The sequence below is a fragment of the aff. Roholtiella sp. LEGE 12411 genome, assembly GCF_015206995.1.
GTDB lineage: Bacteria > Cyanobacteriota > Cyanobacteriia > Cyanobacteriales > Nostocaceae > Komarekiella.
On sequence record NZ_JADEXR010000028.1, the window covers coordinates 19,160 to 31,944 of the forward strand.

9 protein-coding genes, 1 tRNA gene and 1 pseudogene are annotated in these 12,785 nt (G+C 38.4%); 3 read left to right on the forward strand and 8 right to left on the reverse strand.

The genetic code is table 11. The annotated features are described in order from the left end of the window. Positions 1 to 30 precede the first annotated feature (30 nt). A complete protein-coding gene (locus IQ246_RS08940) occupies positions 31 to 1,389 on the forward strand; it encodes an ATP-binding protein (RefSeq protein WP_194002132.1) in 1,359 nt (452 codons plus the stop codon). A gap of 170 nt (positions 1,390 to 1,559) precedes the next feature. On the opposite strand, the pseudogene IQ246_RS08945 reads toward IQ246_RS08940, so the two are convergent. Next, positions 1,560 to 1,745: pseudogene (locus IQ246_RS08945) on the reverse strand (transposase); the annotation flags it as partial. A gap of 88 nt (positions 1,746 to 1,833) precedes the next feature. Between IQ246_RS08945 and IQ246_RS08950 the strand changes: the two are divergent. Then, entirely contained in the window at positions 1,834 to 2,856 is a 1,023-nt protein-coding gene (locus IQ246_RS08950; RefSeq protein ID WP_194002178.1) for an IS4 family transposase, read from the forward strand. Between the two features lie 744 nt (positions 2,857 to 3,600). Here the strand turns inward: IQ246_RS08950 and IQ246_RS08955 are convergent. The 3 genes from IQ246_RS08955 to IQ246_RS08965 all read right to left on the reverse strand — a co-directional run bounded on the left by IQ246_RS08955 (position 3,601) and on the right by IQ246_RS08965 (position 5,971). Beyond that, the gene (locus tag IQ246_RS08955; protein ID WP_194002135.1) at positions 3,601 to 4,098 is read right to left on the reverse strand and encodes a hypothetical protein; all 498 of its coding nucleotides are present in this window, start codon (positions 4,096 to 4,098) and stop codon (positions 3,601 to 3,603) included. 172 nt (positions 4,099 to 4,270) lie between these two features. Next, complete coding sequence (gene gltX, locus IQ246_RS08960; RefSeq protein WP_194002137.1) at positions 4,271 to 5,713, reverse strand: glutamate--tRNA ligase; 1,443 nt, start codon at positions 5,711 to 5,713, stop codon at positions 4,271 to 4,273. A gap of 184 nt (positions 5,714 to 5,897) precedes the next feature. Then, positions 5,898 to 5,971: transfer RNA gene (locus IQ246_RS08965), tRNA-Asp, on the reverse strand. A 21-nt stretch (positions 5,972 to 5,992) separates the two neighbouring features. Between IQ246_RS08965 and IQ246_RS08970 the strand changes: the two genes are divergently transcribed. After that, complete coding sequence (locus IQ246_RS08970; RefSeq protein WP_194002183.1) at positions 5,993 to 6,205, forward strand: hypothetical protein; 213 nt, start codon at positions 5,993 to 5,995, stop codon at positions 6,203 to 6,205. A gap of 235 nt (positions 6,206 to 6,440) precedes the next feature. On the opposite strand, the gene IQ246_RS08975 is transcribed toward IQ246_RS08970, so the two are convergent. The 4 genes from IQ246_RS08975 to IQ246_RS08990 form a co-directional block, all read right to left on the reverse strand. After that, positions 6,441 to 8,756, reverse strand: coding sequence for a DUF4214 domain-containing protein (locus tag IQ246_RS08975; RefSeq protein ID WP_194002139.1), 2,316 nt, complete (start codon positions 8,754 to 8,756; stop codon positions 6,441 to 6,443). 384 nt (positions 8,757 to 9,140) lie between these two features. Further along, on the reverse strand, positions 9,141 to 10,259 hold the full coding sequence (locus IQ246_RS08980) for a glycosyltransferase family 1 protein (RefSeq protein WP_194002141.1): 1,119 nt from the start codon (positions 10,257 to 10,259) through the stop codon (positions 9,141 to 9,143). Then, a complete protein-coding gene (locus IQ246_RS08985; protein ID WP_194002143.1) occupies positions 10,259 to 11,440 on the reverse strand; it encodes a glycosyltransferase family 1 protein in 1,182 nt (393 codons plus the stop codon). Before IQ246_RS08985 ends, IQ246_RS08980 begins: the two co-directional genes overlap by 1 nt. A gap of 7 nt (positions 11,441 to 11,447) precedes the next feature. Continuing rightward, positions 11,448 to 12,419 (reverse strand): GDP-mannose 4,6-dehydratase, encoded by a 972-nt coding sequence (locus IQ246_RS08990; protein WP_194002179.1) that lies wholly within the window; start codon positions 12,417 to 12,419, stop codon positions 11,448 to 11,450. Between the last annotated feature and the right edge of the window lie 366 nt (positions 12,420 to 12,785).

A 12,785-nucleotide genomic window follows, 5' to 3' on the forward strand; every position in this document is an offset into this window, starting at 1 on the left:
GTATAGTCAAACTCTGAAATTAAAAGCCACATGACTCCCGAACAATTTCTTGAATTTGCCAGAATTTTACCAGAACCTCTACTCCTGGTGAGCAGTGAGGGTCATCTGCTAACTACCAATCAAGCAGTAGCAGATATGCTGGGGTTACGCCGTCAGGAATTACAAGGCAAAATGCTCTTTGATTTGGTAACTGAGTCTTCTCACGAGATTTTAAAGTACTTACAAGCTTGTTCAAGTAGTAGAAAAATGGTTTTGGGTTGCTTGACTTTACGTAAGAATGATCAACAAACGTTAATATGTCGTAGTCAAGGAGCGGTTATTCAACCCTGGTCTACTGAGTCTTCGGCTCTAATTCTCCTACGCTTAGAAAAGAGGGTTATAGCTAATAATAATTTTGTTCTACTTAACAAAAAAATAGACGAATTAGCAAAAGAAGTCCAGAAACGCAAACAGGCAGAGGAAGCACTTTGGAAAGCGAATCAAGATTTGGAAATTCGTGTTGAGAAGCGGACAACTGCTTTACAAGAAACACTAAATGAACTGCAACTTACTCAATCTCAGCTAATTCAAGCTGAGAAAATGTCTAGTTTGGGTCAAATGGTTGCTGGTGTCGCCCATGAAATTAATAATCCTGTAAACTTTATTTATGCTAATCTTCACCACGCAGGAAAATATGCTGAAGATTTAGTAAAATTAATACAACTTTATCAACATACATATCCAAGCAGTTCTTTAGAAATACAAGAGCGAATAGAAGTAATAGATTTGGATTTTTTAATCCAAGATTTAACTAAAATTTTCCAGTCAATGCGAATAGGAACAGAGCGCATTCAGGAAGTTGTTAAATCGCTGCGAAACTTCTCTAGACTTGATGAGGCAGCAGTTAAGTCAGTCAATATCCACGAAGGAATTGACAGTACTTTAATGATTCTGGAACACCGCTTAAAAGCTATACATGAGTATCCAATTACAATTATCAAAAAATATGGTCAACTGCCCAATGTAACTTGCTATCCTTGTCAACTCAATCAGGTATTTATGAATATTATTGCCAATGCGATCGATGCACTTGAGGAATCAGCGATAATAATCAAAAAGCAAAAATTACCAACATATAACCCCCAAATTCAAATTCATACCAAAGTACTTGATGATCAATGGGTAACTATTACTATTACTGATAATGGAGTGGGAATAAATGAACAAGTAAAATCCAAATTATTTGACCCATTTTTCACTACTAAAGCTGTAGGTAAAGGTACTGGGTTAGGATTATCTGTTAGCTATCAGATCATAGTTGAAAAACATGCCGGAGAAATTAGCTGTTCTTCTACTCCTGAAAAATGTACAGAATTTGTAATTAAGATTCCTGTTAACCAAGTCTATTAAAAGTAAAGTAATACTTTAACAGATAATAAATGGTTATAATACTAGTTTATTTACAGATTAAAATTTTATTTTAAATATTTCAGGATATGGTTCAAAGTTTTTTATTTAAGAGTAGATAAATGATGATTAATATGATTACCCTTCTACTAAATAAGGTTCTTGCGTTACTTTTATGGAGAATTAATACTAAAGTGCCAGTTTAATAAACTGCGGAGTCTAAAATTGCTAAAGTTACGAAAGCCATATCCAAGTCTTTTAATCAACTTCAGCTTATTATTAATTCCTTCTACAGTACCACTCGTAGTTTTTTCATCAAAATAACCTACTATTTCTCCAAACCATCTAACCATTGTACCAGAAGTGTTGAATGTTAAGAAAAGTCTGATAAAAATAGCCCAAAATATGGTATTTTTGGGCGTAAGCTTAAACTATATTAGTTTGACTGTGATTATAAATTCATTTCCCAAAATTGTCAAAGATATCTTGAAAAGCCTGCCAAAAAACGATTATCCAGTATTGAATAGTCGTCTATTCTTTGAGTGCTGGCTATCGTATGCTTTGGATAACAGTTTAACAAGTATGCGAGATTTATTTAAAAGATTAAATAACACAGGATTTGATGTAGATATTTCTACTTTTTCTCAAGCAAGTTCTCACAGCCCACAAAAACCTTTCCAAGAAATTTATCATAAATTAAATGAGTTAGTACATAATAAAACTCAGAAGAAATTACATGATAAATATGCTATTTGTCCCATTGATTCAACAATTATTACTTTAACAAGTAAATTGTTGTGGGTTTTGGGACATCATCAAGTTAAACTTTTTAGTTCTTTAAATCTAGCTACAGGTAGTCCATCAGATAATTTCATCAACTTTGGGCATGATCATGATTATAATTTTGGTTCAAAAATGATGTCTAATCTGCCAACAAATGCAGTTGGAGTAATGGATAGAGGATTTGCAGGATTAAAATTTATTCAAGAGTTAACACCAGAAAATAAATATTTTGTTTTGCGAATAAAAAATAATTGGAAACTAGAGTTTGAGGACTCAACTGGCTTAGTCAAAGTTGGTGCATCTGATGATGCTCAAGCATATAGAGTGATTAATTTTTGTGATGTATACACAAAAACTGAGTTTCGCTTAGTGACAAATTTGCCTGCATCGGGAGATGCAGCAGTTAGTGATGATGAAATTCGAGATATTTATCGGTTACGTTGGGGAGTTGAATTATTGTGGAAGTTTTTAAAGATGCACTTAAAACTTGACAAATTAATTACCAAAAACGTCAATGGTATCACTATACAAATTTACATTAGTTTAATAGCATATTTGATTTTACAGCTTTTATCGATACCTAAACAATGGGGATATACACTATTAGATAAATTCCGTTATTTACAATCATGTATGTGTCAAAAAATCAGTTATGTTCATTGGCTTGAGGAGATGATGTTATGTTGACTATTTTTGGCTTTTTAGAATTACTCTAACCAAGTATGTAAAGTTTTGTATCAACATTCAACGTTTCTGATTATTATAATATAATCATTACTTAATAAATAATGTTTAAAAGTTTGTAAGCTTATGCTTGGTAAAATTTTTAGACTTCAATATCGTAAAAAGTATAGGCATGAAATTTAAATTATTTTAATTTTCACCATAAAAGTAGCGCAAGAGCCAAAATTCCTTTAAGGTTGACCACAAGGTTTTTTTAACGTATTGACCGCAGCATAAGGGTTTGAGATGAAAAATTGGCTTTTAAGCAAAACGCTTATGCATGGGTAATTTTGCCAGTTTTACCAAAATTTTTCTAGGCTCTGATTTTGGCTAAGGTATTGATTATTAAGAACATTTATTTTCTAGTAATCGAATAAAGTTGAAATTAAATATTTTTCCATAACTAGCCTTTTGAACAATGAATGAAAGCTGGGAAGTTATCGTGTTTAATTTCTTTTTTTTGAAATTTACATAAATGTCAGAGTTATCATTTTTAGCTTTTCCTAAATGTAATCTATTTATACTACTCTTGGAAGTGCGGAATCTGGGTAATATGATAATTTCAGCTTTGTATCGGATTTTTGCTAAGTTTTTGGCATACTAGGTACTGAAGAACCAAGAAAGTTTTAAAATAATTCAGTAAATTTACAGGAAGATAGCAGAAATCTGTGTAATTTATTGTATTTCAGGCTTCCTCTGCCACTTTACCTACTTAACTTCTGTTGTAATTTGTAGAGTATAAGGGAGATACTCGCCTTGGTTATAGGAACCAACCCAAATTTGGTAACTTCCAGGCAGCCATTCACCAATGATACCGGAATTTTTGCCATCAAAATCGTCATTACACCAAGTACCACCGGGGCCCTTAACAATCATGGTGGTGTCTTCAGGACTTTGTACTTGCAGCCTCAAGTATTCAAATTTACTTGTCAGTTCCAAGGTATGGTCTGGTGTTTCATCAACAAATCCATTACAAGGGCCTGTTGCTGTTTCGCTTCTCCCGGCCACTTGGTTCCCAGATACTAAACCACCACTCATACCGCGAACTATCATGGGGTCTGGAGAAAATTGGCGATCAATGGTGACATCTCCAAATATAGTTGGCATTTCCTCAGCATCAGATGTGGTATTAATTGCCGATGTTATGAAGATTATAAGCATCATGAAAGATATTCTCATTCCTCTATTTAGTGCTTTTTTTCGCATTGTAATTAAGTTCGTTTCTAAGTGTTATTAAAGACATTAATTTTACACACTTAGTTCCCCATACGAGGATAATTGACTACTTGTTGAAAATTGTTCTAATTCAACAATAGGGACGCACAATTGTTTGTGCGTCCCTAAAATCTTAAATATTCCTCAAATCTGGAAGCGATCGCTAATTGGCTTCTGTTATGGCTTTATTCAAGCGTGGCTTGTCTAAACCGATTTGATTGAGTAGTAACCAGGATTGAATTAGGTCAGGGCCATGAACATCTCCGGTTAAGGCTGCTCGGAGCGATCGCATTACCAAGCCTTTTTTAACGTTTTGCTCTTTCACCACTTGTTTAATAATGTCTTGAGCTGAGGCTTCCGATAGTTGCGGCTGATTTTCCAAGGCTGTAACTATACTCTTGAGTGTCGCAGCAGAACCTTCTTGCTTAAGTTGGGTACTGGCTTCGTCACTAAATTCAATGTCGCTGAAAAATAGTTGAGCCATTGGTACAGCATCTACCAGACGAGTTAAGCTTTGGCTAATTAAAGCTACTAACTGCTCTAACCAAGGGCGCTCTCGTCCGCCATCAAATTTATACCCTGCTGCTTCCCAAAAAGGTATGAGCAAATCTGTGAGTTTATCTACTGGCGTATTGTGAATATACTGACTGTTTAACCAATCTAGTTTCGCCCAGTCAAACTTTGCGCCTGCTTTATTCACGCGCTCAAAGCTAAACTCTTTGGCTGCTGCTTCTAAAGTAAATATTTCTTGAGTCGAGTCTGGGGGCGACCAACCCAGCAATGTCATGTAATTCACCAAAGCTTCAGCAGTAAAGCCTAATTGCTTAAAGTCGAAAATGGAAGTGACGCCATCCCGTTTAGAAAGCTTGCGCCCATCCATATTCAAAATTAGTGGCGCGTGAGCGAAATCTGGTATTTTTGCACCCAAAGCTTCATACAGCAGAATTTGCTTAGCGGTGTTGGCGATGTGGTCTTCTCCTCGAATTACATGGGTGATTTGCATATCGATGTCATCCACTACAACTACAAAGTTGTATAGTGGTTGGCCACTACCCTCTTCGGAAGCACGCGCGATGACCATATCACCACCTAAATCGCTACCTCGCCAAGACATGTTTCCCCGTACTAGGTCATTCCAGACAATTTCTCGCCCATCTTCGATTTTGAAGCGAATCACATAAGAGCGACCTTCTGCCTCAAAAGCGGTGCGTTGTTCTGGGGTGAGGTTACGGTGACGGTTGTCATAACGGGGCGCTTCGTTTCTAGCTTTCTGAGCGTCTCGGAGAGCTTCTAATTCTTCGGAGGTGGTATAACAGCGATAAGCTAATCCTTGATCTAACAGTTTTTGTACTGCTTCTTTGTAGAGATCTAGGCGTTGAGATTGAAAAAGTGGCCCTTCATCCCAGTTTAGTCCTAGCCAGCGCAGCCCTTCGAGAATATTTTCGGTGTATTCAGGACGCGATCGCTCTAGGTCTGTATCTTCTATTCGCAGGATGAACTTCCCGCCGTGGTGGCGGGCAAATAACCAGTTAAACACAGCCGTTCTGGCTGTACCAATATGTAAATTACCAGTTGGACTTGGAGCAATACGGACTCTAACAGTCACAGTTGATTCTCTCTTTCGCAAAAAATGATAAATTGAGCTTATAACTAAGCCTAAAGTTCTGAGTCCTTAGAGATGCGATTGATCACGTCTGTACTGAGTTTAAGAACTATAGACTTTACGGCATCACCAATTACCGATTTCTAATTCCTATAATACTCAGGACTCAGCACTTATTAATTTAAAACGGGACTGACGGGGCTCGAACCCGCAACTTCCGCCGTGACAGGGCGGTGCTCTAACCAATTGAACTACAGTCCCTTGTTGGGCAACTTTGCTATTATGCCTGTTTTTTTTTCAATTGTCAAGTGGTTTTTAGTTGAAAATAGGGCATGGGGCATGGGGCATTGGGCATGGGGCATTGGGCATTGGGCATGGGGCATGGGGCATGGGGCATTGGGCATAGCAAGAGAGATTTTCATCTTGCGTTTTGAGTGCAACTCATGGAGTCTGTTGCATAAATCCTTGAAGTGTGATGTAGAGCGTTTGCTTTGAGTGAACAGAATGACATTTTCAAAGCTGGACTGCTGATGCTCCTATGTTGCTACCGCTAACACCAACGCATTGGCTCAGCTAGACAGACAAAACCCGCTTGCGCGGGTTGAAAAGTATCTATTTTAGTTAGTTCACGGAGGTGGACTTAGTTTGTGTAGTAGCGAATCATATTCGCTCAATACTTTTAAAACATCCTCTAAGAGCAATCTTTTGTTTTTTCAAACAAGAGCAATGACTAGGAGAAGTTCGAGGCAGTCAGCGTCAGGTTGCCAGTAAGGCCAATCAGTAGATCAGCATTGGTTACAGTACCTGGGGTGGCATCATTACCTAATACATACGTATTACCACTGAATTGGAAAGCACCAAACTTGCTAGCTCCAATTGCATTAGCAGCAGCACTAACCGCCAGGGTTAAGGTTGAAGATGTACCCACAGCTGTCTGCACAGTTGACTGAGCAACCAAATTAGCGGCACTAAATCCAGTTATTTTGATGACATCATCTGCTACCGCAAAATCAGTAATTGTATCAAAGGTAACAGATCCTGCTAGGCTTCCTGCATTGGATTCAGTCAATCCATTATAGTTAAAGATGTCTTTACCAGCACCACCTGTTAATGAGTCAGCACCAGCGGCGCCTGTTAACGTATCATTACCAGCACCACCTGTTAATGAGTCAGAACCACCACCACCTGTTAATGAGTCATTACCATCACCACCTGTTAATGTATTATTGCCAGTAGTACCACCAGTAGCGGTTAAGTCTGCTTTGAAAACACTAGCGTTGATAGTTATACCAGCGGCTGGAGATGCTGTAATAGTTAGGTTTTTGTCACCCGTCAGGTTGAGCGTTAAGGGAGCAGAGCTACCAGATAGATTATTAGTAAACGCTATAGCCGCGATCGAATTATTAGCAGCATTTAGTACTCCAGAACCTTTCTCAGAAGCTAAATTGAGGGTGGGAGAACTAGTTAAGGTAAGTGTGCTAATTGCTGCCGCGTTTTGAAGCGTTAAGTTAACTACACCATTACTGGTGATAGCGAAAGTTCCAGCAGTAGTTGCGGTGTAGATAAATTTGTTATCTCCAGCTGCTCCAGTAACGGTATTATTTTGTGCCTGGAATAGATATTCTTTAAGGGCAGCTGTCTTGCTAACATCGACTGTTGTACCTGCACTAAAGCCCAAGGCATCAAAATTCTTGGCAGTGTTGATAGCATCATATAAGGCTTGGGTAAAAGTGGCATCGGCTAGCACTAATGTATCTTTGCCAAGACCGCCATCAAGCTTATCGCTTGCGTTGAAATCGTTTGCTGAAAACGCAATGCTATCTTCGCCGCTACCACCTGTGAAGGTAACATTTCCTCCAGTACCCGCTTTTAGTTTGACACCGCCTGTGTTTTTGCTCGCATCAATCGTTGTTATGTTGGCATTGAGCAGGTTAGTAATTTCTAGTCCACCAGCACCGCTAAGATTCAGGGTTTTCACCGCCGTTTGTGTTGTTAATGTCGTAACGCTATTCCCTGAACCCTCAGCTATAAGGTTAAGCGTAGCGACTCCAGCACCATTTTGGATAAGTCCACCCAATTTTGAATCTTTGATAGAAAAGGTCGCACTGGTTGCAACAGTACCAAAATCAGCCGTGACACCCAACCCGGTATTGGTAAGACCTTGAACACCAAGGATAATATCCTTGAGTCCACTGAAGGTATAAGAACCTGTAGGGTTATTTACAAGGGTAACTTTTTCAACCCCTTTGCCAGCAAGGGGAGTAAAGTCAATACCTACTGTCCCATTGACCAATTCTATATTTTCAACACTTTCTAGAGTTGGCAAATTAGCTGTTGAATTGAAGTATCTAAAGGTATCGCTACCTGCGCCCCCTTTGATTTGGTCGGCAGATTGGACAGTAGCCGTAGTAGCGCCAGCACCGTCACCGATGAATACGTCATTATTCGCTGTACCTGTGAGGTTGTCAGTGCCAGTGGTCAGGGTAAAGGTTGAACCTGCGGACGCGAAATCAGTGATGGCTTTATCAACTGCTGTATTACCTGCTGTAAGGGATTCAGGGGTTTCTTTAACCGTATTGAGGATACTTGTTGATTGGGCAAATAAATCTGCGGAGAAGTTTTGGATATTACTGTTGAGCAGTCCAGCAGTAAATCTTGCAGAAATGGCAGACTTATTTTGGAAAGCTGTTTTATCTGTACCCCCAGCATTTAGGGTCAATGTAAGGATAAACGTCGGAACTTGAGCCGAGCCTAAAGTTTTTAACCTATTAACCCAAAAATTTAATCCATCGGTTTCAGCTTCCCGACCAAAAGCATTGAGGTAGATAGATTTGACGAATGCAGTCGGATCGGAGATATCAGGAAAAGCTACATAAGGATATTTATCTTTAGTCTCTTTTGCACCAGCAAAACCTGTGGCGATGTCTTCGAGCGATACGCCTTTATTCGCTTGGGAAACCCAAAATTGTAGACCAGTTGGATCGCCTGCGCGACCGAAGTAAGCCACATAAAGCCCATGAATTGAATTTGCATCTGCCTTAGTCATAGTTCAGTTTTACTCCTCATTTCGGTTTACGCTGGTTCAGATTTTGAATAGCTTGTCGTAGTTTGGCAAATAAAGCATAAAACTAGCTCAGTTTTTATACTGAACTAACTGGATAAATACGGAAAATATTTAAGTAGTTTAACGGTTGTTGTTATAACTTTGAATTTTAGTTTTCTGTAGTTTATTCGTAAATTTAAGTAAAAATTAAGACATGTTTTTACCTTTGATGTCATCTGAGACAAGGGAGATCAAGCAATACGTTCTAGAGTAAGATTTAATCTCTCTAACTCCCTTGTATAGAGAGATTAAAGAAGATATATGAAAGATAAATATACTTAAACTAAGCGTATTAAAATAAGTAATAAGCACAAGATAGTTACGGTGCTAAGTTAAGACTTGTAGGGTAGCAAGTCCTGTTTTTTTCCAACTGAATTGATTTGCTCTTTTTATACCTTGGTTGGAAAGGTGCGATCGCAATCCTGAATCCGTAGCGATGGTTTGCATTGCGGCGGTGATTTCTGCTGTGTTGTAGGGGTTAATGAGAATTGCAGCGTCGCCAGCCACTTCTGGGAGAGAAGAAAGGTTAGAGGTGATTACTGGAGTACCACAAGCCATTGCTTCTAAGACAGGGAAACCAAAGCCTTCCCAAAGACTAGGAAAAACAAGAGCGATCGCACTATTTATAATTGTTGGTAATTCGTTATGAGGTACATAGTTGAGAAACTGCACCTGATGAGTAATACCCAGTTCCTCAAGTTGTGCTTGTAATAATGGGGTATAACGCCCATCAGTTGGGCCTGCTAACCATAGTTGATAGTTGCTTTTATGAGGTAGTGCAGCAAAAGCAGTTATAAGCCTGTGCAAGTTTTTGTAAGGGTCGTGTCGCCCAATGTAAAGAAAATAGCACTGACCTTGACTCCATCTTTTCACCTCTCCATCTTCCCATGTTTTCCACAAGGGGCGAAAATGTTGGCGATCGTAAGCCAGAGGAATGGGGGTAATTTTGCTCGCGGGAATTTGGTAAAAGTTGATGATGTCATTAGCTGTAGCGTGGGAGTTACAGATAATGTGTTGTGCTTGTTGGAGAACTCGAGGGACGTAGTAACGATGGTATGGCGTCAAAGGTGAGAAGCGTTTAGGAAAGCGCAGTGGTATCAAATCGTGAGACATGACAACAAAACGGCATTTACTATAAAGTGGTGCTTCTGGTAAGGGGGAAAATAACAGCCGGGATTTTAACTTTTTATAAATTTGTGGTAGTTGAAACTGTGTCCAGAGCAGTCGGTTGAAATGTCCTTTTGTGCCGCGATCGGGGGTAAGATTATCTGGAACTGTGTAGCAGTTAAATTCTGGATATTCTTGGGTTGTTAATAGGGTTGGGTTGAGAGATTTTAAATAAGGAAAAATATTTTTAGCGTAGTTACTTATACCCGTTGGTTGAGAAAACAAAATTGATAAATTAACAATTAATTGATTAGAGTCAAAAGTGTCTATTGTCTTCATCAAACAAAATCTCTATAAGCCTTGAGCGTTTCTTTTGCTGTTCTTTCCCAGGAAAATAATTTTGCTCTTTCTTGACCTTTGTTAATTAGTTCTTGCCTAAATTGACAATCATTAATTATTTTTAATATAGCTTCAGCTAGTTGGATAAAATCATTGGGATCAATTAATATAGCAGCATCTCCCGTTACTTCTGGAAGTGATGAAGTATTAGCAGTGACAACAGGTGCGCCTAGAGTCATTGCTTCTAGTACTGGTAGACCAAAACCTTCGTAATGAGAAGGATAAACGAAAACATCGGCTTTTGAGTAAAATAGTGCTACTAATTTATCTGACAAATAGTCAAGATGGTGAATTTCGTGTTTCCAGGGAGATGTATCAATAGCCATAAATATTGGTTCATAATTCCATCCTTTCTTACCAATTAATATTAGGTGATGTTCAATTTTATATTTTTGTTTTAAGAAGTTGAATGCTTTAATTATATTATTAATATTTTTTCGTGGTTCTATGGTACTAACAAAAAGTAGATAGGGTTTGGAAAAATCGTATTTAGCTTGCTTTTCAAGCTTCTCAACAATTTCTTCAGATAAGTAACTTAGATGGTAACGACTAGCTAGAGGAGTAACATAGATTTTCTGTGGATCTACTTCTAAATACTCAATAATATCTTTTTTAGAGCTTTCTGAAATTGTTAATACTAAATCTGTCCACTGTAAGCAGTGCTTAACTCTTTTTGTATATGTTTTAACAACTGAGTCTATATAATTAGGATATTTAATAAAAGTCAAATCATATATATTCATAACCTTTAAGCTGTTATTACAGGGATAAACTGAATAATTTGTTCCATGTAATATATCTGGGTAATCAAAACATTGTTCTAAGTAATTCTGAAAAGAGTATAGAAATAAACTTGATGCTTGAGTTGATGTCAAGAATAAATCAGAAATTCTGACAGGTATGGGTAGTATATGATGAATAGAAGAATTTTGATTTAAGCAATCAGGTAAAGCTAGTTTGCCTGAAAGCCAATTTTTAAATCCTGGTTGATAGGCAATCTCCAATTGAAATTTCTCTTGGGATTGTAAAGCGTCAAGTGAGCGGATTAAATTAGCAACATAAAAGCCAACTCCACTTGGTTTTGAATCTACTGGAGTGGCATCAACTACAACTTTTAACATTAGATATTTAAGCTCCGCCGTTGCTTAATTTTTTCAGGTCATAATCAACCATTAACTCAACCATTTGCTGAAAGGGATGTTGAGGTTGCCATCCTAACTCGGTCTTAATTTTATTAATGGAGCCAATTAACTGCACAGGTTCATCAGGGCGGTAAAATGCGGGATCAACAGAGACATAATCTTGCCAGTTTAAACCAACACAGTTGAAGGAACACTCAACAAGTTCTTTGACAGAGTGAGTTTCACCACTGGCGATGATGTAGTCTTCAGGTTGTGCCTGTTGCAACATCAGCCACATAGCGTAAACGGCATCTTTGGCGTAGCACCAGTCACGACGAGCATCTAGGTTGCCTAATTTTAGTTCATTTGCCAGGCCCAGTTTGATTTGGGCAGCTGTGTGTGTAATTTTGCGAAATACAAATTCTGTACCGCGTCGAGGGGATTCGTGAGTGTAAGTAATACCACAGCAGGCGTAGAGGTTGTATTTTTGCCGATAGTTGATAGTCATCCAATGAGCATAAGCTTTGGCAACACCGTAGGGGTTACGGGGACGGAAAGCGGTGCGTTCAGTTTGGGGTGATTCGTCTGGTTGACCAAAAACTTCACTACTAGAGGCTTGATAAAATTTAGCATCCGGTTTGCAGCGACGGATAGACTCTAAGAGACGGGAAACACCAAGGGCTGTGTATTCAGCAGTGAGGGCTGGTTGAGTCCAAGAAAGGGGTACGTAGCTTTGAGAGGCAAGATTGTAAATTTCGTCAGGTTGAGCTTCGGCAATTACATCCATTAAGGAAGATTGATCCAAGAGATCACCTGATAATATTTGAACGTTGTCTGAAAGATGGGCGATACGCTCCAGATTGCTGGTACTAGAACGGCGGACTAGACCAAAGACTTGATAGCCTTTAGATAGGAGAAGTTCGGCAAGATAGGAACCGTCTTGTCCAGTTAAACCAGTGATTAGGGCTTTTTTTGTCACGTTTGTCATTAGATTTTATTTTTCCCAAACTAATAATATTACTCCACTCACTATTAAACTCAAACCTACTAGACATGTCACGAAAATAGCTTCATTGCCGACATCAACTCTGCCTAACTTGAGGGTAGCTACTTTAAAAAAAACTGTCCTGCCACACTGGCTAAAACTGACATGAGCAATCAAATAAATTACTGTAGTGTTAAAAAAGTATCTTCTCACTCATTAATCAGTTTTTTATCATACGCTTAATTGAAGTATTAAATATTAAGAATTAGAAGTGATGGTTATTACTGTAGTGTTAACTGTAGTGTTAAAAAAGCATCTTCTCACTCATTAATCAGTTTTTTATCATACGCTTAATTGAAG

Bases quoted from the DNA above. Each gene is read 5' to 3' on its own strand.
- IQ246_RS08940 (WP_194002132.1), top strand. From the start codon at position 31: ATGACTCCCGAACAATTTCTTGAATTTGCCAGAATTTTACCAGAACCT.
- IQ246_RS08955 (WP_194002135.1), bottom strand. From the start codon at position 4,098: ATGCGAAAAAAAGCACTAAATAGAGGAATGAGAATATCTTTCATGATG.
- IQ246_RS08970 (WP_194002183.1), top strand. From the start codon at position 5,993: ATGCCTGTTTTTTTTTCAATTGTCAAGTGGTTTTTAGTTGAAAATAGG.
- IQ246_RS08975 (WP_194002139.1), bottom strand. From the start codon at position 8,756: ATGACTAAGGCAGATGCAAATTCAATTCATGGGCTTTATGTGGCTTAC.
- IQ246_RS08980 (WP_194002141.1), bottom strand. From the start codon at position 10,259: ATGAAGACAATAGACACTTTTGACTCTAATCAATTAATTGTTAATTTA.
- IQ246_RS08985 (WP_194002143.1), bottom strand. From the start codon at position 11,440: ATGTTAAAAGTTGTAGTTGATGCCACTCCAGTAGATTCAAAACCAAGT.